We start from the raw sequence: 25,232 nt of genomic DNA on the forward strand, positions 1-25,232 counted from the left end.
TTAACCGACTGTGGATAAAAAGGCGCGAGGTTGAGCACCGGAATGACTGAAGGTTAAGCTGATGAAAATCACCAAACAATCCGATAATCGACTAAGTGTTCGTTTATCGAACATATTGTCGCTTGGCTAATGATTAGAAAAAGCTTCGCGGGCAAGCCTCGCTCCTACAGACGAGTCGACCCGATCGCTCCCACGCGCGTGGGAACGATCACGTCCGTAGGAGCTGCCGAAGGCTGCGATCTTTTCCGCAATTTGTTTCAGAGCTGGATCAGGTCGCATCCGCATGACTGACCATGCCCTTGATCACCACGGCCGTGGTCGCCAACGCCGCCGGTATCACCAACGCGGTCAGCACCTGTTCGAAATTCCAGCCCAATCCCAGCAACGTCGCGCCCATCCATGCCCCAAGGATCGCGCCGAACCTGCCAATCCCGAGCATCCACGAAACACCCGTCGCCCTGCCCTGCGTCGGATAAAACCGCGCCGCCAGAGATGGCATTGCCGATTGCGCGCCGTTGACGCACATCCCTGCCACCAGCACCAGAGTGGCCAACAACGTGATGTTGCCCAGGCTCTGCCCCACGGCGTAGGCAAACACCCCTGCCAGCAGGTAGAAAATGCCGATGACCTTGTGCGGGTTGAACCGGTCCATCGCCCAGCCGACACCGACTGCGCTCAGGACACCGCCGAACTGGAACAACGCGCCAATAAAGGCTGACTGCTCCATGCTCGCGCCGCTGTCACGCATCAGCGTCGGCAGCCAACTGGTCAGCAGGTAAACAATCACCAGGCCCATGAAATAGGTCAGCCACAACAGCAAGGTGCCGGCGCTGTAAGTGCCGGAGAAAATCACGGCGAAGACGTTGCGCGCCTTCACGGATGTCTGTTCCGGCACGCTGAAGCTGGACGCTTGGGCGACGACAACTGGATCAATCGGCGACAGAGTTTTGCGCACTTTCTCAGTGCCACGGTTGCGGACTACAAGGTAGCGCGCCGATTCCGGCAACCAGAACAGCAGTACGACCGCGAGGATCAACGGCAAAATCCCACCAATCAGCAGCAGGCTATGCCAGCCGTACGCAGGGATCAGCTTTGCCGAAATGAATCCGCCGGCGGCCATGCCCAGGTTGAAGCCGCAGAACATGCTGGTCACCAGCAGCGATTTTTTCCGCTCAGGGGTGTATTCCGAGAGCAATGTGGTGGCGTTGGGCATGCCGGCGCCAAGGCCCAGGCCTGTGAGAAAACGCAAGAGCAGCAGTTGATCGACGTTGGTCGCATACGCGGATGCGAGGCTGAACGCGCCGAACAACAGGACCGCGCCAACCAGTACGATTTTTCGTCCGAAGCGGTCAGCCAAAGGGCCGGAGCCCAGTGCACCAAAGACCATGCCGATTAGCGCGGCACTCATTACCGGGCCCAGGCTGGCGCGGTCAATGCCCCAGTCCTGGGACAACGCCGGGGCGATGAAGCCCATCGCTGCGGTGTCGAGGCCGTCAAGGAAGACAATCAGAAAACACAAAATCACCACCCGCCATTGGTAGCGCGAAATGGGTTGAGCATTGATGAAGGACTGCACGTCGAGGCAGTTTCCTACAGCAGACTGAGGCTGGTTCATTATTCTTATTCCACACGAGAACGCAGTCGGGACGGTGTCAGCCAAGGCTGACGCTGCCGCGACATTAGTGATCATGGGGAAAGACCGTCAATTCGATAAACGCAAGTCTGTGCGGTTATCGAACAGCTTAAGCGAACAGCTGCGAACTAAGGTTGCGACTCGCGTCCAGCAGCCCAGGCAGGAAACGCTGTTCGAGTTCATTGCGACTAACCCGACCGGCATGGGTACTGACATTCAGCGCCGCGACCACTTGCCCGGAAGCGTCGTACACCGGAACGGCAATTGAACGCAGGCCTTGCTCCAGTTCCTGATCAACAATGCACCAACCCTGCCGACGCACTTCCTGCAGGCATTCGAGCAAGGCTTGCGGCGTGTGCAAGGTCCTGCTGGTCTTGGCTTGCATATCGGCATGATCGAGGTATTCGCGCAAAGACGTGTCGTCCAGCGCGGCGAGAAGAATCCTGCCCATCGAGGTGCAATAAGCCGGCAGGCGGCCGCCCACGGACAGGTCGACCGAAATCAGGCGCTGAGTAGTCGCCGAGCGCGCGATGTATAAAATGTCATCGCCTTCGAGGGTGGCCATGTTGCAGGCCTCATGCAGTTGCTCACTCATGCGGTCGAGGTACGGTTGTGCGGAAACTGCCAGCGGCGTCGAGGACAGATAGGCATGGCCAAGCGTCAGTACTTTGGGTAATAGCGAATAAGTACGACCGTCGGTGGTCGCGTAGCCAAGCTTGATCAGCGTATGTAGGCAACGGCGCACAGCAGCGCGGGGAATTTCCGTGCGGTGACTGATCTGCGCAATGGTCAGGTGCCGCTTGCGCTCCTGAAAGGCTTGCACCACGGCAAGACCGCGGGCCAGGGACGTCATGAAGTCCGGATCACCGGTCAGGGCCTGAATACGCTTGGCGGGCGACGCTACAATGGGTGGTGCCACTGAAGCGAAGGAATTGCGCATCTGATCGTTCATGTCAGAACCCTTATCAAAAAATCAACAGCAGGTACGTCGGGCGATTATCGAACGCCCGCCCGATTATCGCAAATCGTCGCTGCCTTGAGCGTCGAGGTACATCGTCGTTTGCGCCGAAGCCGAACAAGTTTCAGCCTACGCTTGAAACGCAGATAAAAGCCCCCATTTAACAGCCAAGTTTGTCCGACTTAATGACGCCAGAAAGTCATCGCTTGATGAAACTTACAAGTAAGAAGCAAATCACACATCAAGATCCATTTTTAACTGATTGGAGATAGTGTTCTCGTAATCGGCCGCTATAATGCAATTCAGGTCATCCGGTTAATTTGTCGGTTGTGCCGCCCGGTAGCGCGATGGTCCATCGCCGTTGCCTTCAGCTCGCGCGTTGTTGCCCTTTTCACCTGCTTCACAGCGCGCGCTGAAACAGGATACTGATGCTACGTCAGCTGTTTGCTCTGGTGCCGTGGCCGCGCCTGCAACATGGAAGTATTTAATCGTATTACTGCTGATCGAGGTCTTTATCGGCGTCGACCTTTGGCGAATGCGACCGATACGTTTGTTGCAGCGCGTATAACCAGAATTTAAATCTCAACCTATCAGGTAGCACTGTGACGAAAGACGAACTGCGCGCGGAACTTGAGCGCCAGGAACAACGTTACAAGGAAGTTTACGGCGGGGAAGTCACCACCTACGCCGCACAGCCCGAACCGGAACGCAAACCCTGGCGTAAACGCGCCACCGTTCAGGATCAGGCTTTTACCCAGGAATTGCAGAAGATGGAAAAGGAACTCAAAGCCGAAGAGCCTTGAAGCCTCGGCCTGACTTCCTCCAAGGGTCGGCGACTGCTCTCGCTAAAAGCGGGAAGCAGCGACGGAGCCATCCGCGCCAGCCATGAGCGGCCGCGGCCAACTCATCTATAGGATGAGGCGAATGACTCATATCCGGCCCGCTTCTCAGAAATTTCTCACAAGCTGCGAAGCTTCTTGCAAACGCGAGCAAAACGCTCCTGCCTGTTTGCTTTTGAAATAAATTCAACGACTTGCCAAACCCGCCGAACCGCTGGGTTATAGGGCGCCGTGACCAATTAATTCGTTGAAGGATGTTACCGATGAGCACTCAATGCATCGATTTTCACACTTTTCTGGCATAATCGCGCCCCCTTACGACCGGGTCAGAAAACCTTCATGATCGATTTATTCAGCGGACTGGATGCTTGGGTGCTTGTGAGCCTCTTGCTCGCCCTCGCCTTTGTCCTCGCCTTCGAGTTCATCAACGGCTTTCATGACACCGCTAACGCGGTGGCCACCGTTATTTACACCAAGGCCATGCCGCCACATCTGGCAGTATTCTTTTCCGGCGTGTTCAACTTTCTCGGCGTGCTGCTGGGCGGTGTTGGCGTAGCCTATGCCATCGTCCACCTGCTGCCGGTGGAACTGCTGATCAATGTGAACACCGGTCACGGACTGGCCATGGTGTTCTCGCTGCTCGCCGCCGCCATCACCTGGAACCTGGGCACCTGGTACTTCGGTATCCCGGCCTCCAGCTCCCACACGCTGATCGGCTCGATCCTCGGCGTCGGCCTGGCCAACGCGTTGATCAACGACATTCCGTTGGCCGATGGCGTGAACTGGCAGAAGGCGATCGATATCGGTGCCTCTCTCGTATTCTCGCCGATGGCCGGTTTCCTGGTCGCTGCGCTGATTCTGATCGGCCTTAAATGGTGGCGTCCGCTGTCGAAGATGCACAAGACGCCGGAACAACGCCGCAAGATCGACGATAAAAAGCATCCACCGTTCTGGAATCGCCTGGTACTGGTGATCTCGGCCATGGCGGTGAGCTTCGTGCACGGTTCCAACGACGGTCAGAAAGGTATCGGCCTGATCATGCTGGTACTGATCGGTATCGTCCCTGCGCAGTTCGTACTGGACCTGGGCAGCTCGACTTACCAGATCGAACGGACCCGCGATGCGACCCTGCACCTGAGTCAGTTCTACAAGCGTAACGCCGACACCCTGGGCGAGTACCTGGCCCTTGGCAAAAGCGTGGAAGGCGATCTGCCGGAGAAATTCCGTTGCAACACGCAACAGACCGAACCGACCATCGCTGCTTTGCTGGACACCCTCAAAGGTGTCGCGGACTACCGTTCGTTGCCTGCGGACAGCCGCATTGAGGTACGTCGCTACCTGCTCTGCCTGGACGACACCGCGAAGAAAGTCGGCAAGCTGCCTACCTTGGCAGCCCGTGAAAAGGCTGACCTGGACAAGCTGCGCAAAGACCTGACAGCCACCACTGAATACGCGCCGTTCTGGGTGATTCTGGCGGTCGCACTGGCCTTGGGCCTGGGCACCATGGTCGGCTGGAAACGCGTGGTGCTGACCATTGGCGAGAAAATCGGCAAGCAAGGCATGACCTATTCCCAAGGCATGTCGGCGCAGATCACCACCGCCAGCCTGATCGGCATGGCCAACATCTTCAGCTTGCCGGTGTCCACCACTCACGTGCTGTCGTCGGGCGTGGCCGGCACCATGGTCGCCAACAAAAGCGGCCTGCAAGGCGGCACCGTGAGAACCATCCTGCTGGCCTGGGTCCTGACCCTGCCGGCCACCGTGGCGCTATCGGCCGGCCTGTTCTGGCTGGCGTCGAAGGCGCTGGGCAGCTGATACGTTGCTGCAATGATGAAGGCGCGTTCCGTGAGGTTCGCGCCTTTTTTGTGGCTGATGGATATCCCACGAACACCACATCGTGTGGGAGCCGAGCTTGCTCGCGATAGCGGGCTTTCAGTCAATGCAAATGTTGAATGCAATGGCCTCATCGCGAGCAAGCTCGGCTCCCACAAAATCGCGGACAAAAAAAAAGGGCAACCGAAGTTGCCCAAAATGCCTTGCGTGCTCACTACATCCAGAAAGACCTACGGCTTGCGCTTGTGCGAATCTTTCCAGATAAAAAATCCAAACCCTGCGAAAAACACAACCATGAGGCTGACGGTCAGCACTCCGGCGATCACCACGTTGTCGAAAAACATGACTGGCCTCCAGCACTTGCCCTGTTGCGATAGGGCTAAGTTAACCAATCAGGCAGGAGAGAAAATTGACCGGGATCAATGTCGCCCGAGAATGGGCGTAAAGGAGGGGTAAAACTGACCTGCATCAAACAATTCAGGCGATTTAACGCTTTTTCGGTTTGTTCTTCGGTTTTTTCCTGGCTTTACCCAACGGCATGGCCTGCTCAAAAGCCTGGCGCACTTCGTTCAGGCGTTTGTCGTTGAGGTCATGAACACGCTTTGCGCGTTCGGTGTTGAGGTCGATCAGTTTGTCGTCTTGGCTCATGGCGTTCGGTGCGTCGCTTGGCAGGGTTGTCACAATAATGCGGTCTGGCGACAGCGTTGAACAGTCACTGGCTCAAACCTGTATATCAACCCAAAGCCCCTGGCGCTCTTCGTTATCGATCAGCGGCGCAACCGGCACCGTGTTGTCAGCGTTCAGCACGTGGCCGGGGATCGGCAGATGTTGTTCGGGATCTTCATCAGCTTCATGGCGACGCTTCTCTCGCTCCTGCTTGCGCCGCTGTTCCTCGCGCAGTTGGTAAGCCGCTTCTTCCGCGTCCCGTTGCTGCAGGTCGATGGTGCTTTCGCTGGAGCTTTCCTGCACTGGCACAACGGGCGGAATCTCGGGGCGCTGGCGCACCGGATCCGTTTGTGAGGTGATGGGCACGGCGCTCAAAGGGAGCATGGGTGGCAACATAATGATTAGTCTCCTGTCAGCAGTCTGTCGGCTGCGCGGATGGCGACTTGAGCCATCGGTCGCAAACTGTGACCTGATTGGCACTCATTGGTGCCCGATCGACGCCACTTGCATTGTTCAACTATCGTAAACACGTCAGTTTTTATGAGAGTCCTTTGGCCCTCAAGCCAGCATTCCGTTAAGATAGCCCGCTTTTTCAAGGTGGGAGTCAGGCAGCATGGCGCAGCAGTATCAACCGGGGCAACGCTGGATCAGTGACAGCGAAGCCGAGCTGGGTTTGGGCACCGTTCTGGCACAGGACGGCCGCTTGTTGACCGTGCTCTATCCGGCCACTGGCGACACTCGCCAGTACGCGCTACGGAACGCGCCACTCACCCGTGTCCGGTTTTCGCCGGGCGACTCGATCACGCATTTCGAAGGCTGGAAGCTGACGGTCCAGCAAGTCGACGACGTCGATGGCCTGCTGGTCTATCACGGCCTCAACGCACAGAACGAAGTCGTCACGCTGCCTGAAACCCAACTGTCCAACTTCATTCAGTTCCGTCTGGCCAGCGATCGCCTGTTCGCCGGGCAGATCGACCCGCTGGCCTGGTTCTCGCTGCGCTATCACACGCTGGAACACACCAGCCGCCAATTGCAGTCTTCGCTGTGGGGACTGGGCGGCGTGCGTGCGCAACCGATCGCGCACCAATTGCACATTGCCCGTGAAGTCGCCGACCGCATTGCACCGCGGGTGTTGCTGGCGGACGAAGTGGGTCTGGGCAAGACCATCGAAGCTGGCCTGGTGATCCACCGTCAATTGCTCTCGGGCCGCGCCAGCCGCGTGCTGATTCTGGTTCCGGAAAACCTCCAGCACCAGTGGCTGGTCGAGATGCGCCGCCGCTTCAACCTGCAGGTTGCGCTGTTCGACGAAGAACGCTTCATCGAAAGCGATGCCACCAACCCGTTTGAAGACACTCAACTCGCCCTGGTTGCGCTGGAGTGGCTGGTCGACGACGAGAAGGCGCAAGACGCGCTGTTCGCCGCCGGTTGGGACCTGATGGTCGTCGACGAAGCCCACCACCTTGTCTGGCACGAAGAAAAGGCCAGCAAGGAATATTCGCTGGTCGAACAACTCGCTGAAGTGATTCCGGGTGTTTTGCTGCTTACCGCGACCCCGGAACAGCTCGGTCAGGACAGCCACTTCGCGCGTCTGCGCCTGCTCGATCCCAATCGTTTCCATGACCTGCACGCCTTCCGCGCCGAGAGCGAAAACTATCGCCCGGTGGCCGAAGCCGTTCAGGAGCTGATGGACAAGGGACGTCTGTCCCCCGAAGCGCACAAGACTATCCACGGTTTCCTCGGTAATGAAGGCGAGGCGCTGCTGACCGCCGTCAACGATGGCGACACCGAAGCCAGCGCGCGTCTGGTGCGTGAGTTGCTGGACCGTCACGGCACTGGCCGTGTGTTGTTCCGCAACACTCGCGCGGCGGTGCAGGGTTTTCCGGAACGCAAACTGCACCCCTACCCACTGCCATGCCCGGACGAGTACCTCGAACTGCCACTGGGCGAGCACGCCGAGTTGTACCCGGAAGTCAGTTTCCAGGCCCAGCCGGAGGCCAGCGAAGAAGAACGCTGGTGGAAATTCGACCCGCGCGTCGAATGGCTGATCGACACGCTGAAGATGCTCAAGCGCACCAAAGTGCTGGTGATCTGTGCCCACGCCGAAACCGCCATGGACCTGGAAGACGCCCTGCGCGTGCGTTCCGGCATCCCGGCCACGGTCTTCCACGAAGGCATGAACATCCTTGAGCGTGACCGCGCTGCCGCCTACTTTGCCGATGAAGAATTTGGTGCGCAGGTGCTTATCTGCTCGGAAATCGGCAGTGAAGGCCGCAACTTCCAGTTCTCTCATCACTTGGTGCTGTTCGATCTGCCGTCGCACCCGGACCTGCTGGAACAGCGTATCGGGCGTCTTGACCGGATCGGTCAGAAGCACATCATCGAACTGCATGTGCCGTACTTGGAAACCAGCCCGCAAGAGCGACTGTTCCAGTGGTACCACGAAGCGTTGAACGCCTTCCTCAATACCTGCCCGACCGGCAACGCCTTGCAACACCAGTTCGGTGCACGCCTGCTGCCCCTGCTGGAAAACGCCGATGACGGCGAGTGGCAAGCGCTGATCGACGAAGCCCGCGACGAACGCGTGCGTCTGGAAGCCGAACTGCACACCGGACGCGACCGTTTGCTGGAGCTCAACTCCGGCGGCGCTGGCGAAGGCGATGCACTGGTAGAAGACATTCTTGAGCAAGACGACCAGTTCGCCCTGCCGATCTACATGGAAACCCTGTTCGATGCGTTCGGCATCGACAGCGAAGACCATTCGGAAAATGCCCTGATCCTCAAGCCGAGCGAAAAAATGCTCGACGCCAGTTTCCCGCTGGGCGACGACGAAGGCGTGACCATTACTTACGACCGCAATCAGGCGCTGTCTCGCGAAGACATGCAATTCATCACCTGGGAGCACCCGATGGTTCAGGGCGGCATGGACCTGGTCCTGTCCGGATCGATGGGCAACACCGCTGTGGCGCTGATCAAGAACAAGGCGCTCAAGCCCGGCACCGTGTTGCTCGAACTGCTTTACGTCAGTGAAGTAGTTGCACCGCGTTCGTTGCAACTGGGTCGTTATCTGCCGCCGGCTGCACTGCGTTGCCTGCTGGATGCCAACGGCAACGACCTGTCGGCGCGGGTAGCCTTCGAGACGCTGAACGATCAGCTCGAAAGCGTGCCGCGTGCCAGCGCCAACAAGTTCATCCAGGCTCAGCGCGACCAGCTGACGCCGCGGATCAATGCCGGTGAAGAGAAAATCTTCCCGCGTCACGCCGAACGTGTCGCTGAAGCACAGCGTCGTCTGGCTGCCGACACCGATGAAGAACTGGCGCGCCTGACCGCGTTGCAAGCCGTCAACCCGACGGTGCGCGACAGCGAGCTGGTGGCCCTGCGCCAACAGCGCGAGCAAGGTCTGGCGATGCTAGACAAAGCGGCGTTGCGACTGGAAGCGATTCGGGTGTTGGTCGCGGGTTAACCGCCCTGCTCCACCGGTAAAAAAAGAAGGCCCGCAGCGATGCGGGCCTTTTTTTGTGCGCTTAATTGCCGAGGTGATGCAGACGGCCTCTTCGCGGGAATCAAGCCGTCGCCGCTGAACCTGCAGGCTCAACCACCGCCACCATCCCATCCTTCATCCGCTGGGCATCGCGCACAAAAGTGCGCGATGCCATGAACAGAAACACCATGGTCAGCAGCAGCGCCACCGGAATCAGGTACATCGCGTCGTGCAAGCCCACGGCCTTGAACGCTTCGGTCATCTGCCCGGCGCCTGCAGCCAGCATCGCCGTGTGAGCGAAGTGATCGGACAAAGCACCCACCACCACCGGACCCAAACCACCGCCCAGCAAATACAGCCCGGCGAAGAACAATGCCACGGCCGTGGCCCGCAGGCGCGGTTCGACCACGTCTTGAATAGCGGTGTAAACGCAGGTGTAGAAGTTGTAAGCGAATAACCAGCCCAGACTGAACACACCGACAAACAGGCCGATTTCAATGCGCCCGGCATGCAGTGCCCAAGCGGTGCAGACGGTCGAGATGATCAGGCTAAACGCGGCGAACAGCAGCCGGCCATTGGCAACTCGCTGATGAATCTTGTCCGCGACCCAGCCACCCAAGGTCAGGCCGAACAGCCCGGTCACGCCGACGATGATGCCGGTGGCCACTGCCGCTTCATGCAAAGGCATCAGAAAATAGCGCTGCAGCATCGGCACCAGAAATGAGTTGCAAGCGTAGGTGGCGAAGTTGAAGCACAACCCCGCCATCACCAGCCAGAGGAAGGTCGGCACCGCGAGCACACGGCGGATCGGCCGGTCGACACGCTCTTGCGACACCTGCACCGCTTCCGCAGCGCCGCGCTTGGGTTCTTTGATGAAGAACATGAAGACGGCCAGGATCAGCCCTGGCACCGCAGCGATGAAGAAAGGTGCGCGCCAGCTGTCGAACACCTTGACCATCCAGCCGATGGTGAAGAACGCCAGCAACAGGCCCAATGGCAGACCGAGCATGAAGATGCCCATCGCCCTCGCGCGGCGGTGAGCCGGGAACAGATCGCCGATCAGCGAGTTGGCGGCCGGTGCGTAACTGGCTTCGCCGATGCCGATGCCCATGCGCACGATCAGGAACGTCCAGAAACTGCCGACCAGTCCGTTGACCGCCGTCAGCCCGCTCCAGGCCGCCAGGCCCCAGCCCATGAGTTTGGCGCGCGAGCCGGTATCGGCCATGCGCCCCAGGGGCAGGCCGGCGATCGCATAAACGATGGTGAATGCCGTGCCGATGATCCCCAGCTGAAAATCACTGAGGGACCATTCCATGCGAATCGGCTCGATGATGATGGCCGGGATGGTGCGGTCGAAAAAGTTGAACAGGTTGGCCAGGAACAGCAGGAACAGAATGCGCCAGGCATTCGCCGCTTGGGTCGAGTTCTGCATGGGTCCGTCTCGTTTATTGTTATTGGGGCTTCACTGCCAATGCATCCGAGCCCGGAGCATGCAATCTAGTCACGCTCGTGCACGCTGTCTGTAATTATTCGTAAAGCTGATATCCAACCATGGCGCGTCGCAGGGGCCACGTAGCTTTTTAATTTCGTAACGCGCTAACCCTCATTCCAAAAAAAAATGACACCAAAGTGCCACTATTGCTTGCACTCTTCCTATACTCCCAAGAAATCGCCCGGTGTTACGGCGCTAAACAGAAAGATGGACGGGCATGCTATGGAGTGGCTTGGTTTTCATTTTATTACCGAGCTACCGATCGACGGGCAGGTAATACTCAATTGCACACACGACTATTCTCTCGTGCTATTGGCCTATCTGGTGGCGTGCGCGGGAGGCTTTGCCACGCTGGACATGGCCGAACGGCTGCGGCATACGGACAAGCCCACCTCCCAGTGGCTCTGGCGTGGCGTCGGCGCGGCATGCCTGGCAGGCGGCATCTGGGCCATGCATTTTATCGGCATGCTGGCATTCCAGGCGCCCATTGAAATCCACTACGAAATGCCTGTCACTCTGCTCTCACTGTTGATTGCGCTGCTCGCTTCATGGCTGGCAATGCACACGCTCAGTGACCCCGATCTCAACCTGTGGCAATACGTTCAGGCGGCCGTGTGCATCGGGCTGGGCATTGCTGCGATGCATTACGTGGGCATGGCGGCAATGCGCTCGAATGCGCAGGCCTATTACCAACCCGGGTTGTTTGCGCTCTCTATTGCGATTGCCATCGGCGCCAGCCTTGCGGCGCTGCTGCTGTCGAGTCATTTACGCAACGGCAGCGGCCTCATTCACCAATTGTTGAAGTACAGCGCCAGCCTGATTCTCGGGGCCGGCATCATCAGCATGCACTTCACCGGTATGGCCGCGCTCAGTCTGGTGCTGCCGACCGACAGTGCACAGACACTGCCCGGCGACAACAATCACCTGCAACTGGCGCTGACGGTGGCGACGATGACGCTGCTGATTATCGGCAGCAGCATCAGCGCGGCACTGGCGGATAAAAAACTTCAGCACAAGGAGCGCGATCTGCAGCGGGTCAATACCCTGCTCGGCCAACTCGACCAGGCGCGCTTGTCACTGCAACAGGTGGCGCATTACGACGCCCTCACCAACCTCTTCAACCGCCGCGGTTTCAATCAGATTTTTGCCGAGAAACTCAGCGAAAAAACCCGCGACGGCGGCAGACTGGCGGTGATGTTTCTCGACATCGACCACTTCAAGCGGATCAACGACAGCCTCGGGCATGACGCTGGCGATGAACTGCTCAAGGTCATCGCCGGCCACATCAAGGCTTCGGTGCGCAGTCAGGAGAATGTGGTGGCGCGTTTCGGCGGCGACGAATTCTGCCTGCTGATCGGCTTGCACGAGCCTGAAGAAGCGCGCCACCTGGCGCAGCGCATCATGTCGAACCTGAAGGAGCCGATCGAGTTGGCCGGGCGGCGCATGGTCATGACCACCAGCATCGGCATCAGCCTGTTTCCAGAAGACGGCAATACCTGCGAGGAACTGCTGAAGCACGCCGATCTGGCGCTCTATCAATCCAAAGGCAGTGGTCGAAACGGTTTGAATTTCTTCAGCGCCCACCTAAAAACCCGCGCCACGCTGGAGCTGCAACTGGAAGAAGAACTGCGCCATGCCCTGCGTGAAAACAGCGGGCTGATGCTCTGCTACCAACCGATCTACGACCTGGAAACCGCGCGGGTCAGCAAACTCGAAGCACTGGTTCGCTGGCAGCACCCGGTTCACGGGCTGCTGATGCCGGACCGTTTCATTAACATCGCTGAGGCCAATGGCCTGATTGCCGAACTGGACAATTGGGTACTTCGCCAAGCCTGTGAAGACCTTGCGCAACTGTCGCGTCAGGGCCGCGACGATCTGATCATCGCCGTCAACTGTTCGCCCCTGAGCCTGGCTCGGGAAGAACTGACCGATGAAATCGAGCAGGCATTGCGGCGCACCGGCATGCCGCCGCACCGCCTGGAGCTGGAGGTCACTGAAAACGCATTGATGGGCAACATTGCCAACACGCTGGTGTTGTTGCGGCAGATTCGCGCCCTTGGCGTGTCGTTGTCGATCGACGACTTCGGCACCGGTTACTCATCCCTGGCTTACCTCAAACGCCTGCCGTTGAACACGCTGAAAATTGATCGCTCGTTCATTCAAGACATTCCCGGAGCGACTCAGGACATGGAAATCGTCCAGGCGATTATCGCCATGGCCCACACCCTCAATCTGAGAGTTGTCACGGAAGGTGTCGAAACGATCGAGCAGTTCGAGTTTCTCGAGCGTAACGGCTGCGATTTCGTTCAGGGCTACCTGCTCAGCCGACCCGTGCCGCTGGCGGAATTACACTCGGCACTGACCGACATCGATCAGCGCAAACCCTTCCGGGCGGTCAGTCTGTTGAGTCTGGCTGGCGGTACAGCTGCACTAACGTTGACGGGTCCTTTTGCAAAAAGCCCTGGCCTCCATGCAGGCGCATCAGTTGTGCGGCCAATCCGCTGATTGGTGTAGCCGAACCTTGTTCACGGGAAAATTTTACTGCGCTATCGAGGTCCTTGAGCAAGGTTCGCACATGCCATTTCACCGGTTCGAACTGACTGCGTGCCATTTGCGGAGCGAGGATCTGCAAGGGTTTTGAATCGGCAAAGCCACCTGCCAACGCTTCGGCGATCAGCCCGGCTTCAACGCCGGAACGTTCGGCCAAGGCCACCACTTCCGCAATCACCAACGCATTGCAGGCAACGATCATCTGATTGCAGGCCTTGGTCACCTGGCCCGCGCCGACGCCACCCATGTGCGTGACGCGCTGACCGAGTGCCAGTAACGCGGGCTTCACACGGGCAAGATCGGCCGGATCGCCACCGACCATGATCGCCAGGCTTCCCGCCTCGGCGCCGACCACTCCGCCAGACACCGGCGCATCGAGCCAGCTCATGCCGGTTTGGCTGGCGAGCTGCGCGGACATTTCCCGCGTGGCAGTCGGCTCCAGGCTAGAAAAATCCACGAGTAACTGGCCGCTTTTCGCACCTTCGGCAACCCCACCCGAACCGAATACCACCTCACGCACCACCGAAGTGTCGGCCAGACATAACATCACCACGTCGGCGTGCTGGCACAGCTCGGCCGGCGTTGCGACTTGCCGTGCGCCCGCTTCAACCAAGGGTGCGCATTTGTCCGGGTTGCGGTTCCACACCGTCAACGGATAGCCCGCAGCCAATAAACGCTGGCACATCGACAGGCCCATCAGACCGATTCCGGCAAATCCCAACGAAGGTATGGTTGACATCATTTCGCCTCCTTTTGATTAAAGATCGCTGAATAGTGGCCGATTCATCGAGACCAAGGAAAGGATTCCCCCAAGTGACATCCAGGCTCAGGCCCTGACGCTTGGGCCAAACACTCGCTGAAAACAGACGCGAGACCCTATCCGTGATGGTTCGACGACACAGGTCGCCGGCCTCCCAGTCCAGGTACATGGCGCACAATGACCTCCAAAAATAATCCGGCCACCGCGATACCCGACCTGACTCTCAGCCCTGCGGCGAACAGCCCCTCATCTCCGAAACCGGCGAGTCAGGCGCGACCGTTGGCCAGCCAGCAATACCTGTACTTCACCGAAACCAACACCGACCGCATCCTCGACAACCTCGACGGACTGCGGGATATGGTGTTCCCGCGCCCGGCCCATCTGGAAGGCGACAGCGAGCAGCACAGTGCTCAGGAATTCCCGTCGGTGTGCTTGATCGGCCTGGGTCGCTGCGGTTCGAACATTGCGCTGGACGTTGCCGAACTGGTGTACAACGCCCGCAAGTTCTACCTCAACGAATTCAACAACGAAGACCGCTCTTCGCCAGACAAACATTACGCCGAAAAAGGCTACAGCCCGGCCCAGTGGATTCGCAACAACTTGCGCCTGGGTTCGAACAAGGCTGCCAAACCGGTGTTTCTGGTGGAACCACTGGTGATGCTCGGCGACCTCGACAAGGACATCGCCGGGCGCATTCGTTTCTCGCGCAAGGGCGAAAAAAGCGGTTTTCTGCGCGACTACAGCAAGATGAAAATCATGGACTTGTCGGAAGTCCATGCGGGTGGCGCCGGCAACGCACCGATCCTCGGCCAGTACCTGGCGAAGATCATCCTGAACAAGGACACCCAGCGTTTTTCCAGCCCGGACTGGAAGATGATTCACTCGTACCTGATCGACAGCTGCGGGATCAAGGCCAACCAGTCGCGCCTGTATTTCTCGATTTTCAGTGCCGGCGGCGGTACCGGTTCGGGCATGGCTTCGGAGTTTGGCCTGGCCCAGCAACATTCGTACATGAACAAAACGTTCGACACCAAACCGATGGATGAACACGACGGCAAGAGCGGCCATTCCTTCGTCTTCGAACCGATCTTCACCAGCGGCATCTGCGTGCTGCCGAACATCTCCGATCACCGCAGCGAAATGTCCGAGGCGCTGCACATCAACGCTGGACGCCTGCTGTGCAAGTACCTGTCTGAAGAGTGGGACTTCTCCTACAACTTTGCCAATGAAGACAGCAGCGAAGCCAGCGTCATGGGTCGTATCCGCCCGTGGAATGCGATGATGCTGATCTCCAACGACATCATGCGGTACGCCGAAGAAAGCGATGACGGCAACATCCAGAACATCGACGTCAACGCGATGGAAAAGCACGCCAACCAATACATCTCACAACAGATTTTCAACATTCTGACAGCGCAGGCAGTCACGACTGACTACGACCAGAACTATTTCCGTCGCGCCGGCATCGACATCGGCGAAACCATCCGCCTCGACGCCAATGACCTGTTCATGAGTCTGGCCGGACCAGTGGCGATTGCCTACGCCGAGTCCGTCGTGCCGGAAACCCCGCCGCCGAGCAATGACAAGTTCAAAGTCTTCGAGAAAGAGCCGCAGCGCCTGAACATCGATGACCTGTTCTTCCGCTCGATCGATTTGCCGCACTTCAACAAAGTGACTCAGGCAATCGAAGGCATCAGCCTGTTGCCGATTGAATCCAAGCGTTATCGCGCCTCGCTGGAGCAATACAAGAATTCCGGCTATGACGCGGCCGCGCTGCACGACCTGCACTTTTTCAAGAACTGCTCGTCGGTGGTGTCGATCGTTTCGCTGCCCAAAGATTACAAGCTGTCCTACATGGACCTGAACCGGTTGAAGACGCACCTCAACAGCCTGTTCCCGAACACTACGCTCAAGCGTTATGCGCTGGTGATCGGCGCGTCGGCCAACTTGTCGCTGACCACGTTGATTGCCAAAAGCCCTTGCCTGTCGGACGATTTCCTGACGTTGATCGTGGCGTTCATCAAGCGCTGCTTCGCGAAAACGCCGTACCGCTTCGATGACACGCTGGACAACTCGATCCTCGACTTCATCATCAATGAAGACTTCGACGAAGACCGGATCAATGAACTACTCAACGAGTTTGAAAACCCGGCGAAGATTCTCGACACCAACTGGTATGCGATCAAGCCGATGTACGAGAAGAAGTACCGCGAGTTGATCAACGACAAGGACAAGTTTGTCTCGATCAACGACATTCGCCTGTCGCGAGATTGCGTGAAGAAATCAATCAAATACCTGCGCGAGATTTACCGTCATCGCATTGGCAAGACCAAGGTTATTTCGTTGAACAACCATACGGGCAAGACGTTTTCGGCCTGAACTAGTGTTGCCCCCATCGCGAGCAGGCTCGCTCCCACAAGGATCGCATTGCTTTGGAAAGGAGGCGATCCAATGTGGAAGCGAGCCTGCTCGCGATGGGGACAATGCATACAACGTAAACTTAATATCCAGAAACAATTAAGCAGCCTATCGGTTACCTCATCAACTGTGCCCGTTACGTTTACGTCACCGTTATGCCAATCGGGCCTGTGGCCTTTCTCCACGGCAACGTGCCATCACGCTACTCGGCTACACACTTCTCACGACAAACCGCCAGCACCAAACCGGTGCAAGCTTCATTTCGTCGCCCTTTCCTGGATCAGGATCCACGGCGAAACTACAACTGCCCACAATTCCGGATCGCGCTCGAACAGATCCAGCGCCCGTGTTTCAGACAGCTTGGCAACCTCGTCGGCAGTCAACCAGGCAGCGACTTTCTGACCGTCGTCCGTGGCCACTGCCTCGGCGGCTGCAATCAAATCGAGAGCCGGATCGACCCATAACAGGGCACCCTTGGCAAAGAACGGTTCTAGCTCTTTCCAGGTAATTGCTGCGGTCTCGCCAAGCAGCTTGGCATAGAGGGTGCTAGGTTCTTGAGTCATGGGTCCTGTCCGGAGAAGAAATCGGCGTGAATGATAACGTCGGTGGTCCGTCAGAAAAACCCGGATGCAATTGAGTCACCGATTGAGAAGTGCAGGAAAGCCAAGGATTGCTGACAGGTCAGCTATAACCCCGCCGCCATTCTGTCTTTTTCTTTCAAATACGCGACACCCTCAGGTTTTGCCCCCCGGCGCCAGCTTCCCAGGCTAACAATCGGCGCTCTACACTGTACCGGTACAGTTGTCGGGGGCATTTTCCGGAGGATATCCAAGATATCTGACCCGGTTCTGCTGCTACGGCGCCAGGACTATAAAAACTACAACAGTAAGAGTGGAGCACTATGACTAAGGCTACTAAGCAGATTTCCAAACTGTTTGCCGCAATGGTTCTGGCAGGGGTTGCCAGCCATTCGTTCGCAGCTGACACGATCAAGATCGGCATCGCCGGCCCCAAGACCGGTCCTGTAGCCCAATACGGCGACATGCAGTTCAGTGGCGCTAAAATGGCCATCGAGCAAATCAACGCCAAGGGCGGCGTCGACGGCAAGAAACTCGAAGCCGTTGAATACGACGATGCCTGCGATCCGAAACAAGCCGTGGCTGTTGCGAACAAAGTCGTCAACGACGGCGTCAAGTTCGTGGTCGGTCACCTGTGCTCCAGCTCCACTCAACCGGCTTCGGACATTTACGAAGACGAAGGCGTGATCATGATCACCCCGGCTGCTACCAGCCCGGACATCACCTCCCGCGGTTACAAAATGGTCTTCCGTACCATCGGTCTGGACAGCGCGCAGGGCCCTGCAGCCGGTAACTACATTGCCGATCACGTCAAACCGAAAATCGTTGCTGTGCTGCACGACAAGCAACAATACGGTGAAGGCATCGCTACCGCCGTCAAGCAAACGCTTGAGACCAAAGGCACCAAGGTTGCCGTGTTCGAAGGCATCAACGCCGGCGACAAGGATTTCTCCTCGATCATCCAGAAACTCAAACAAGCCAACGTTGACTTCGTCTACTACGGCGGCTACCACCCTGAGCTGGGCCTGATCCTGCGTCAGGCTGATGAAAAAGGCCTGAAAGCCAAGTTCATGGGTCCGGAAGGCGTGGGCAACGACTCGATCTCGCAGATCGCTCAGAAGGCCTCCGAAGGTCTGCTGGTGACCCTGCCGAAATCCTTCGATCAGGATCCAGCCAACATTGCCTTGGCTGACGCATTCAAAGCCAAGAAAGAAGATCCAAGCGGTCCGTTCGTGTTCCCGTCCTACTCGGCGGTAACCGTGATTGCAGAAGGCATCAAGGCTGCGAAGAGCGAAGACGCTGCGAAGGTGGCTGAAGCCATTCACGCCGGTACCTTCAAGACCCCGACTGGCGACCTGAGCTTCGACGCCAAGGGCGACCTGAAAGACTTCAAATTTGTGGTTTACGAGTGGCACTTCGGTAAACCAAAAACTGAAGCTTCGCCTCAGTAAGGCCTTGCCTGACTGACTGCCAATAAAGCCCACGGCGTGCCGTGGGCTTTGTTTTACGAACGTATTGGGCCGTGCTGGCGTGATCCGCCAGTCTCCCCACCTGAAAATCTCAAAACCGTCATCAGCGGTTCGCTGGCAAACCTCGCGTTCGAAGTGGGTGCAGATCCACGGGGCTCGAGCAGGAAAATGACTCCACCAGTGAAATGCGTATCAGGTTTTTAGGAGCGCTGTAATGCCTGACATCTATCACTTCCTCCAACAGCTGGTTAATGGCCTGACCATTGGCAGTACGTATGCCCTGATTGCCATCGGCTATACGATGGTTTACGGCATCATTGGAATGATCAACTTCGCCCACGGCGAGGTGTACATGATCGGCTCTTACGTGGCCTTCATCGCCATCGCCGGGCTGGCCATGCTGGGACTCGACAGCGTGCCGCTGTTGATCACCGCTGCTTTCATCGCGACCATCGTCGTGACCAGTGCCTACGGTTACAGCATCGAACGCGTCGCCTACCGCCCCTTGCGCGGCAGTAACCGTCTGATCCCGCTGATTTCCGCCATCGGCATGTCGATCTTCCTGCAGAACACGGTTCTGCTGGCGCAAGACTCCAAGGACAAATCCATCGCCAACCTGATCCCGGGCAATTTTACCTTCGGGCCAGGTGGTGCACAGGAAGTGCTGATTTCCTACATGCAAATCGTGGTATTCGTGGTGACCTTCGTCGCCATGCTCGGCCTGACAATGTTCATCTCCCGCTCTCGCCTCGGACGTGCCTGCCGCGCCTGCGCCGAAGACATCAAGATGGCCAACTTGCTGGGTATCAATACCAACAACATCATTGCCCTGACCTTCGTCATCGGTGCAGCTCTGGCAGCCATCGCAGCCGTCCTGTTGAGCATGCAATACGGTGTGATCAACCCGAACGCCGGTTTCCTCGTTGGACTCAAGGCGTTCACCGCAGCGGTACTGGGCGGTATCGGCAGCATCCCCGGCGCCATGCTCGGCGGGCTGGTCTTAGGGGTGGCGGAAGCCTTTGGTGCCGATATCTTCGGCGACCAGTACAAGGACGTCGTGGCTTTCGGCTTGTTGGTTCTGGTTCTGTTGTTCCGGCCGACCGGCATCCTGGGCCGTCCGGAGGTTGAAAAAGTATGACTAGGAATCTTAAACAGGCACTGTTCAGTGCCTTGCTGGTGTGGGCCGTGGCTTACCCGGTACTGGGTCTGAAATTGACCATCGTCGGCATCCACCTGGAAGTACACGGCGCCAGCAGCGCCACTTTGATCACGATCGCGGTGTGCTCGGTGCTGATGTTCCTGCGGGTGCTGTTTGACCAGCAGATCAGCTCGGCCTGGCGTTCCTCGCCCAACATGCCGTTAATCCCGGCCAAGGCCAGCAACTTCCTGACCCTGCCAAACACTCAGCGCTGGATCATCATTGCGCTGGTTGCCGGCGCGCTGGTGTGGCCGTTCTTCGGTTCTCGCGGTGCGGTGGATATCGCCACGCTGGTGCTGATCTACGTGATGCTCGGTCTTGGCCTGAACATCGTGGTCGGTCTCGCCGGTCTGCTCGATCTGGGTTACGTCGGTTTCTATGCCGTCGGGGCGTACAGCTATGCATTGCTGTCGCACTATCTGGGTCTGGGCTTCTGGATCTGTCTGCCGATCGCCGGCCTGATGGCGGCCACCTTTGGCTTCCTGCTCGGCTTCCCGGTACTGCGTCTACGCGGCGATTACCTGGCAATCGTGACCCTGGGCTTCGGCGAAATCATTCGTCTGTTCCTGCGTAACCTCACCGACATTACGGGTGGCCCGAACGGCATCAGCAACATCGAGAAGCCGACGTTCTTCGGGCTCACCTTCGAGCGCAAAGCGGCAGAAGGCATGCAGACGTTCCACGAGTACTTCGGCCTGGCCTATAACTCGATCAACAAGGTGATTTTCCTGTACCTGGTTGCGCTGTTGCTGGCCCTGGCTGCATTGTTCGTGATCAACCGTTTGCTGCGCATGCCGATCGGCCGGGCCTGGGAAGCGTTGCGTGAAGACGAGATCGCCTGCCGTGCGCTGGGTCTCAATCCTACAGTGATCAAGCTGTCGGCCTTCACCCTGGGCGCTGCCTTCGCCGGTTTCGCCGGCAGCTTCTTCGCCGCCCGTCAGGGTCTGGTGACGCCGGAGTCCTTCACCTTCATCGAGTCGGCGATCATTCTCGCCATCGTCGTACTGGGTGGCATGGGCTCGCAACTGGGCGTGATCCTGGCTGCCGTGGTGATGATCCTGCTGCCTGAAATGATGCGTGAATTCAGTGAGTACCGCATGTTGATGTTCGGCGCCTTGATGGTGCTGATGATGATCTGGCGTCCTCAAGGCCTGCTGCCTATGCAACGTCCACACATGGAGCTGCGTAAATGAGTCGCGAGATCCTTAAAGTCGAAAATCTGAGCATGCGCTTCGGCGGCTTGCTGGCGGTCAACGGCGTCGCCCTGACCGTCAAGGAAAAACAGGTCGTTGCCCTGATCGGCCCTAACGGTGCCGGCAAGACCACCGTGTTCAACTGCCTGACCGGTTTCTACAAGCCGAGCGGTGGCAGCATCCTGCTGGACGGCGAGCCAATCCAAGGTCTGCCCGGCCACAAGATTGCTCTCAAAGGCGTGGTGCGCACCTTCCAGAACGTGCGGCTGTTCAAGGACATGACGGCGGTCGAGAATTTGTTGATCGCGCAGCACCGTCACCTGAACACCAACTTCCTGTCCGGTCTGTTCAAGACGCCAGCCTTCCGCAAGAGTGAGCGCGAGGCAATGGAATTTGCCGAGTACTGGCTCGACAAGGTCAACCTCACAGCGTTCGCCAACCGTCCGGCCGGCACGCTGGCCTACGGTCAGCAACGTCGGCTGGAAATCGCTCGCTGCATGATGACCCGCCCGCGGATCCTTATGCTCGACGAACCGGCCGCCGGCCTGAACCCGAAGGAAACCGAGGACCTGAAAGCACTGATCAGCATGTTGCGCGAAGAGCACAACGTCACCGTGCTGCTGATCGAACACGACATGAAGCTGGTCATGAGCATTTCCGACCGCATTGTCGTGATCAACCAGGGCACACCATTGGCAGACGGCACGCCGGAACAGATCCGCGACAATCCTGAAGTGATCAAAGCCTACCTGGGGGAAGCGTAAATGCTGCAATTTGAAAACGTTTCCACCTTCTACGGCAAGATTCAGGCCCTGCACGACGTCAACGTTGAAGTCCGTCAGGGCGAAATTGTCACGCTGATCGGCGCCAACGGCGCCGGCAAGTCGACCTTGCTGATGACGCTTTGCGGTTCGCCGCAAGCCCACAGCGGCAGCATCCGTTACATGGGTGAAGAACTTGTTGGCCTGGACTCGTCGCAGATCATGCGCAAAAGCATTGCGGTCGTGCCGGAAGGTCGACGGGTATTCGCTCGCCTGACCGTCGAAGAAAACCTCGCCATGGGCGGATTTTTCACTGACAAAGGCGATTATCAGGAACAGATGGACAAGGTTCTCGAACTTTTCCCACGCCTGAAAGAACGCTTTGCCCAACGCGGCGGCACCATGTCCGGCGGCGAACAGCAAATGCTCGCCATCGGCCGTGCACTGATGAGCAAGCCGAAGCTGCTGCTGCTCGACGAGCCATCGCTGGGCTTGGCACCGATCATCATCCAGCAGATTTTCGACATCATCGAACAGCTGCGCAAGGACGGTGTGACGGTGTTCCTGGTCGAGCAGAACGCCAACCAGGCGCTGAAAATCGCTGACCGCGCGTACGTTCTGGAGAACGGCCGCGTGGTGATGCAGGGTACGGGTGAGTCGCTGCTGACTGATCCGAAAGTGCGCGAAGCGTATCTCGGCGGTTGAGTCTTTGCGGTAAAAAGAAAACGGCCCTCGGGCCGTTTTTTTGTGCGCGCCCACACCCCCAGAACACCCAAAACCCTGTAGGAGCTGGCTTGCCAGCGATAGCGATGTGTCATTCAACGTGTTTTTTGAATGCTAGAACGTGATCGCTGGCAAGCCAGCTCCTACAGGGGGTGTGTGCCGTGTCAGAGTTTGTCCAACGCCTCGCCACTGCGCTTGAACCACCCAATCAGATAATCCGCCAACACCTGCGTGCGTTTTGGCAACCCGCCTTGATACGGGTGCACGAGGTACATCGGCATGGTCCGCGTCTGATAATCACGCAGGAGCCAGCGCAATCGGCCGTCAGCCAGTTCCGTTTGCAGCAGGTACGAAGGCAAGCGCGCAATTCCAGCACCGGCTAATGCCGCTTTTTTCAACAGGCTGTAATGGTTGCTGGAGAACGGCCCTGAGACCCGTACCCGCACCAGTTCGTGTTGCTGGTGATAAAGCCATTCTTCACGCCCGCTGTAATGGCTGTTAAGCAGGCAGCGATGCTCGGCCAGGTCGTGCGGGCTGGATGGCTCGCCGTATTGTTCAAGATACGCAGGGCTGGCGCAGGTCATCTCATGCCAGGCGAGCAGCGGCTTGGCCACGAGGCGCTCGTCATTGCCAACCTCTGAGCGAACCGCCAGATCGAAGCCGTCACGGGACAGGTCACGATAGCTGTTGGCAAGGTCGAGCTCGATCTGCACGTCCGGGTATTGCTTAGAAAACTCCAGCAACAGACCGTCGAAGAAGGTTTCACCCAGCGAGACTGGAACCGTCATACGCACCGGCCCGGCCATGTCGTCCTTCAAGCGTGCCAAAGCCTGACGCGCCCTTCCCACCTGAACCACTAGCGCTTGTGCTTGCGGCAGCAGGGCCGCGCCCGCCGCGGTGAGGCTGAGTCGGCGGGTGGTCCGTTGCAGCAAGACGACAGAGAACCGTGCTTCCAACAAACTGATGCGTTTTGACAGCAGGCTCTTGCTGCAACCCAACTGCTGCGCCGCCAAGGTGAAACTGCCGGCGTCGATCAGCACAGCAAACGCCGCCAGGTCATCCATCTCGCTCATGGATTGTTTCCATTTGAAAACCAAAGGTTGCCCATTAGTGCACTTATCCGCAGAAAAAATCACCCTAGACTGACGACTCGTTTATTCACTACGAGGAACAGCAACATGAAGATTCTTTTGATTGGCGCCACAGGCACTATCGGCTCAGCCATCGACAAAGAGCTTGCCGAACGCCATGAGATCATCCGCATCGGCCGCAATAGCGGGGACTATCGGGTGGATATCAGCGACAGCGCTTCGATTCGCAAGCTGTTCGAACAGACCGGCAAATTCGACGCACTGATCTGCGCGGCAGGCAACGTGACCTTCGCGCCCTTGGGCGAAATGACTGAAGACAGTTTTGCGCTGGGGCTGAAAGACAAGCTGATGGGCCAAGTCAATTTGCTGCTGATTGGGCGGGAATTTGCCAATGATGGCGGCTCGTTCACCTTCACCACCGGCGTGCTCAGTCATGACCCGATTCGCACTGGCGCCTCGGCAGCGCTGGTCAACGGCGCCATCGACAGCTTCGTGCGTGCTGCGGCCACTGAGCTGCCTCGCGGCTTGCGCGTTAACTCGGTGAGCCCGACAGTATTGCTCGAAGCCATGGGCAAGTACGCGCCGTACTTCCGCGGCTACAAACCGGTTCCGGCAGCCGATGTGGCGTTGGCCTACGCGAAAAGTGTTGAAGGCCTGCAGACGGGTCAGACGTTTCATGTAAGTTAAAATCAACACAATCGTAGGAGCAAAGCTCGCTCGCGATGGGGTTTTTGAAATCGCCTTCGCGAGCAAGCTTTGCTCCCACGGGGATTCCTACGATTGAGATCGGACATCGCCGGGGTTGTGATGAACGGCCAGGCTCAGTAACGTGGCGGCACTTGTCAGGAGAGCCAAAGATGCGCGTTGCCCGTTCCTTAGTCCTTGTTACCCTGCTGCCGCTGTTCGCTGCCTGTCAGCTGTTTGATGGCCAGCGGGAAAGCGCCTCGCATGTGGGCCAGACCCGCCTGCAGGGTCAACTGACCGCCGCCGACGGCAAATTGCTGTTCCAGCCGTGCGGCGAGCAGCGCAGCTATGTGGTCAACGACACCGCTGGCACCAGCGTTCTGCAAGAGGCCGCGACCCTGGCCGATGCTCAAGGCAAGCTGTTCGCCGATGTGCGCGGGCGAGTGGTCAGCAGCGGCAATGAAAGCCGAATCGATCTGGCACAACTCTACCGTGTCGAACGTTCAGGCGCAGCGTGCAACGATCCGAACTTCAAACAACTGATCCTGCGGGCTGCCGGCCATGGTCCGGAGTGGAATGTCCAAGTCAGTGGCAAAGGCATGATCATCGACCGCGCCGGTCAACCACCCTTGGCCGTGCCTTACGTCGAGGAACAACTGGGCGATGGCCGCTTCAACCTCAGCACCGAAATCAATAATCAGCACATCGAACTGTGGGTGGCGCCGCAACGTTGCGTCGACAGCAGCACCGGCAGTGTTCAACACATGAGCGCCGAATTGCGCATCGATGGTCAGGTGCAGCGCGGCTGCGGGTATTTCGGCGGCTCGCGCGACGACTGATCGTTTTAGCCTCACGGGATGCGGCGGTTGCGGCTTATAATCGCCGCCTTCAAACGCCTTGGCGCAGTT

At 58.1% G+C, this 25,232-nt stretch carries 21 protein-coding genes; 12 read left to right on the plus strand and 9 right to left on the minus strand.

Features of this window, described 5'->3' with window-relative positions; genetic code table 11:
- Positions 1–268 precede the first annotated feature (268 nt).
- Positions 269–1,615 (minus strand): aromatic acid/H+ symport family MFS transporter, encoded by a 1,347-nt coding sequence (locus tag ACYZTS_RS01170; protein WP_461993409.1) that lies wholly within the window; start codon positions 1,613–1,615, stop codon positions 269–271.
- A gap of 127 nt (positions 1,616–1,742) precedes the next feature.
- Complete coding sequence (gene pcaR, locus ACYZTS_RS01175) at positions 1,743–2,585, minus strand: pca regulon transcriptional regulator PcaR (protein WP_028622451.1); 843 nt, start codon at positions 2,583–2,585, stop codon at positions 1,743–1,745.
- Positions 2,586–3,193: 608 nt separating this feature from the next.
- Here pcaR and ACYZTS_RS01180 point away from each other — a divergent pair.
- Together ACYZTS_RS01180 and ACYZTS_RS01185 are read left to right on the plus strand one after the other, a co-directional pair.
- Positions 3,194–3,394: a hypothetical protein gene (locus tag ACYZTS_RS01180; protein WP_007935837.1), complete on the plus strand. Its 201-nt coding sequence runs from the start codon at positions 3,194–3,196 to the stop codon at positions 3,392–3,394.
- A gap of 375 nt (positions 3,395–3,769) precedes the next feature.
- Positions 3,770–5,245, plus strand: coding sequence for an inorganic phosphate transporter (locus ACYZTS_RS01185; RefSeq protein WP_461993411.1), 1,476 nt, complete (start codon positions 3,770–3,772; stop codon positions 5,243–5,245).
- Between the two features lie 248 nt (positions 5,246–5,493).
- Here the strand turns inward: ACYZTS_RS01185 and ccoM are convergent, their stop codons facing one another.
- The 3 genes from ccoM to ACYZTS_RS01200 all read right to left on the minus strand — a co-directional run bounded on the left by ccoM (position 5,494) and on the right by ACYZTS_RS01200 (position 6,325).
- Positions 5,494–5,607 carry a cytochrome c oxidase subunit CcoM gene (ccoM, locus tag ACYZTS_RS01190; protein ID WP_028622453.1) on the minus strand — a complete coding sequence of 38 codons (114 nt, stop codon included), beginning with the start codon at positions 5,605–5,607 and terminating at the stop codon, positions 5,494–5,496.
- 142 nt (positions 5,608–5,749) lie between these two features.
- On the minus strand, positions 5,750–5,911 hold the full coding sequence (locus ACYZTS_RS01195) for a hypothetical protein (RefSeq protein ID WP_177326965.1): 162 nt from the start codon (positions 5,909–5,911) through the stop codon (positions 5,750–5,752).
- 72 nt (positions 5,912–5,983) lie between these two features.
- Positions 5,984–6,325 (minus strand): hypothetical protein, encoded by a 342-nt coding sequence (locus tag ACYZTS_RS01200; RefSeq protein WP_028622454.1) that lies wholly within the window; start codon positions 6,323–6,325, stop codon positions 5,984–5,986.
- A gap of 217 nt (positions 6,326–6,542) precedes the next feature.
- Here ACYZTS_RS01200 and rapA point away from each other — a divergent pair, with 217 nt between their 5' ends.
- On the plus strand, positions 6,543–9,389 hold the full coding sequence (rapA, locus tag ACYZTS_RS01205) for an RNA polymerase-associated protein RapA (RefSeq protein ID WP_461993414.1): 2,847 nt from the start codon (positions 6,543–6,545) through the stop codon (positions 9,387–9,389).
- Positions 9,390–9,489: 100 nt separating this feature from the next.
- Here rapA and ACYZTS_RS01210 read toward each other — a convergent pair whose 3' ends face one another.
- A complete protein-coding gene (locus ACYZTS_RS01210) occupies positions 9,490–10,839 on the minus strand; it encodes a spinster family MFS transporter (RefSeq protein ID WP_028622456.1) in 1,350 nt (449 codons plus the stop codon).
- 282 nt (positions 10,840–11,121) lie between these two features.
- Here ACYZTS_RS01210 and ACYZTS_RS01215 point away from each other — a divergent pair, with 282 nt between their 5' ends.
- Positions 11,122–13,404 (plus strand): putative bifunctional diguanylate cyclase/phosphodiesterase, encoded by a 2,283-nt coding sequence (locus ACYZTS_RS01215; RefSeq protein WP_461993416.1) that lies wholly within the window; start codon positions 11,122–11,124, stop codon positions 13,402–13,404.
- Here ACYZTS_RS01215 and ACYZTS_RS01220 read toward each other — a convergent pair.
- Positions 13,295–14,191 (minus strand): NAD(P)-dependent oxidoreductase, encoded by an 897-nt coding sequence (locus ACYZTS_RS01220; protein WP_461993418.1) that lies wholly within the window; start codon positions 14,189–14,191, stop codon positions 13,295–13,297. The two genes, ACYZTS_RS01215 and ACYZTS_RS01220, sit on opposite strands and share 110 nt — an antisense overlap.
- Positions 14,192–14,386: 195 nt before the next feature.
- Between ACYZTS_RS01220 and ACYZTS_RS01225 the strand changes: the two genes are divergently transcribed.
- A complete protein-coding gene (locus ACYZTS_RS01225; protein ID WP_461993420.1) occupies positions 14,387–16,588 on the plus strand; it encodes a hypothetical protein in 2,202 nt (733 codons plus the stop codon).
- A gap of 296 nt (positions 16,589–16,884) precedes the next feature.
- Here ACYZTS_RS01225 and ACYZTS_RS01230 read toward each other — a convergent pair whose 3' ends face one another.
- Positions 16,885–17,190 carry a DUF2288 domain-containing protein gene (locus ACYZTS_RS01230; protein ID WP_028622459.1) on the minus strand — a complete coding sequence of 102 codons (306 nt, stop codon included), beginning with the start codon at positions 17,188–17,190 and terminating at the stop codon, positions 16,885–16,887.
- Between the two features lie 338 nt (positions 17,191–17,528).
- On the opposite strand from ACYZTS_RS01230, the gene ACYZTS_RS01235 reads away from it, so the two are divergent.
- From ACYZTS_RS01235 to ACYZTS_RS01255, 5 genes are all read left to right on the plus strand, one after another.
- Positions 17,529–18,656 (plus strand): branched-chain amino acid ABC transporter substrate-binding protein, encoded by a 1,128-nt coding sequence (locus ACYZTS_RS01235; protein WP_461993422.1) that lies wholly within the window; start codon positions 17,529–17,531, stop codon positions 18,654–18,656.
- Between the two features lie 232 nt (positions 18,657–18,888).
- Complete coding sequence (gene livH / locus ACYZTS_RS01240) at positions 18,889–19,812, plus strand: high-affinity branched-chain amino acid ABC transporter permease LivH (RefSeq protein ID WP_028622461.1); 924 nt, start codon at positions 18,889–18,891, stop codon at positions 19,810–19,812.
- On the plus strand, positions 19,809–21,065 hold the full coding sequence (locus tag ACYZTS_RS01245) for a high-affinity branched-chain amino acid ABC transporter permease LivM (protein WP_461993424.1): 1,257 nt from the start codon (positions 19,809–19,811) through the stop codon (positions 21,063–21,065). Before livH ends, ACYZTS_RS01245 begins: the two co-directional genes overlap by 4 nt.
- Complete coding sequence (gene livG / locus ACYZTS_RS01250; protein WP_461993426.1) at positions 21,062–21,829, plus strand: high-affinity branched-chain amino acid ABC transporter ATP-binding protein LivG; 768 nt, start codon at positions 21,062–21,064, stop codon at positions 21,827–21,829. The genes ACYZTS_RS01245 and livG overlap by 4 nt, the downstream gene beginning before the upstream one ends.
- The gene (locus ACYZTS_RS01255) at positions 21,830–22,531 is read left to right on the plus strand and encodes an ABC transporter ATP-binding protein (RefSeq protein WP_028622464.1); all 702 of its coding nucleotides are present in this window, start codon (positions 21,830–21,832) and stop codon (positions 22,529–22,531) included. It abuts the gene before it with no gap.
- Between the two features lie 182 nt (positions 22,532–22,713).
- Here the strand turns inward: ACYZTS_RS01255 and ACYZTS_RS01260 are convergent, their stop codons facing one another.
- Positions 22,714–23,622: a LysR family transcriptional regulator gene (locus ACYZTS_RS01260; protein WP_461993428.1), complete on the minus strand. Its 909-nt coding sequence runs from the start codon at positions 23,620–23,622 to the stop codon at positions 22,714–22,716.
- 105 nt (positions 23,623–23,727) lie between these two features.
- Here ACYZTS_RS01260 and ACYZTS_RS01265 point away from each other — a divergent pair, with 105 nt between their 5' ends.
- On the plus strand, positions 23,728–24,327 hold the full coding sequence (locus ACYZTS_RS01265) for a short chain dehydrogenase (RefSeq protein WP_461993430.1): 600 nt from the start codon (positions 23,728–23,730) through the stop codon (positions 24,325–24,327).
- A gap of 170 nt (positions 24,328–24,497) precedes the next feature.
- Complete coding sequence (locus ACYZTS_RS01270) at positions 24,498–25,163, plus strand: COG3650 family protein (protein ID WP_461993432.1); 666 nt, start codon at positions 24,498–24,500, stop codon at positions 25,161–25,163.
- Positions 25,164–25,232: the final 69 nt, after the last annotated feature.

Source organism: Pseudomonas sp. TMB3-21 (assembly GCF_054898145.1).

Coding starts and splice junctions, on each gene's coding strand:
- ACYZTS_RS01185 (WP_461993411.1), top strand. CDS start 3,770: ATGATCGATTTATTCAGCGGACTGGATGCTTGGGTGCTTGTGAGCCTC.
- ACYZTS_RS01225 (WP_461993420.1), top strand. CDS start 14,387: ATGACCTCCAAAAATAATCCGGCCACCGCGATACCCGACCTGACTCTC.
- ACYZTS_RS01220 (WP_461993418.1), bottom strand. CDS start 14,191: ATGATGTCAACCATACCTTCGTTGGGATTTGCCGGAATCGGTCTGATG.
- ACYZTS_RS01200 (WP_028622454.1), bottom strand. CDS start 6,325: ATGTTGCCACCCATGCTCCCTTTGAGCGCCGTGCCCATCACCTCACAA.
- livG (WP_461993426.1), top strand. CDS start 21,062: ATGAGTCGCGAGATCCTTAAAGTCGAAAATCTGAGCATGCGCTTCGGC.
- ACYZTS_RS01245 (WP_461993424.1), top strand. CDS start 19,809: ATGACTAGGAATCTTAAACAGGCACTGTTCAGTGCCTTGCTGGTGTGG.
- ACYZTS_RS01265 (WP_461993430.1), top strand. CDS start 23,728: ATGAAGATTCTTTTGATTGGCGCCACAGGCACTATCGGCTCAGCCATC.
- ACYZTS_RS01260 (WP_461993428.1), bottom strand. CDS start 23,622: ATGAGCGAGATGGATGACCTGGCGGCGTTTGCTGTGCTGATCGACGCC.
- ACYZTS_RS01255 (WP_028622464.1), top strand. CDS start 21,830: ATGCTGCAATTTGAAAACGTTTCCACCTTCTACGGCAAGATTCAGGCC.
- ACYZTS_RS01210 (WP_028622456.1), bottom strand. CDS start 10,839: ATGCAGAACTCGACCCAAGCGGCGAATGCCTGGCGCATTCTGTTCCTG.
- ACYZTS_RS01230 (WP_028622459.1), bottom strand. CDS start 17,190: ATGACTCAAGAACCTAGCACCCTCTATGCCAAGCTGCTTGGCGAGACC.
- ACYZTS_RS01195 (WP_177326965.1), bottom strand. CDS start 5,911: ATGAGCCAAGACGACAAACTGATCGACCTCAACACCGAACGCGCAAAG.
- livH (WP_028622461.1), top strand. CDS start 18,889: ATGCCTGACATCTATCACTTCCTCCAACAGCTGGTTAATGGCCTGACC.
- ACYZTS_RS01235 (WP_461993422.1), top strand. CDS start 17,529: ATGACTAAGGCTACTAAGCAGATTTCCAAACTGTTTGCCGCAATGGTT.
- ACYZTS_RS01215 (WP_461993416.1), top strand. CDS start 11,122: ATGGAGTGGCTTGGTTTTCATTTTATTACCGAGCTACCGATCGACGGG.
- ACYZTS_RS01270 (WP_461993432.1), top strand. CDS start 24,498: ATGCGCGTTGCCCGTTCCTTAGTCCTTGTTACCCTGCTGCCGCTGTTC.
- ACYZTS_RS01170 (WP_461993409.1), bottom strand. CDS start 1,615: ATGAACCAGCCTCAGTCTGCTGTAGGAAACTGCCTCGACGTGCAGTCC.
- pcaR (WP_028622451.1), bottom strand. CDS start 2,585: ATGAACGATCAGATGCGCAATTCCTTCGCTTCAGTGGCACCACCCATT.
- ccoM (WP_028622453.1), bottom strand. CDS start 5,607: ATGTTTTTCGACAACGTGGTGATCGCCGGAGTGCTGACCGTCAGCCTC.
- rapA (WP_461993414.1), top strand. CDS start 6,543: ATGGCGCAGCAGTATCAACCGGGGCAACGCTGGATCAGTGACAGCGAA.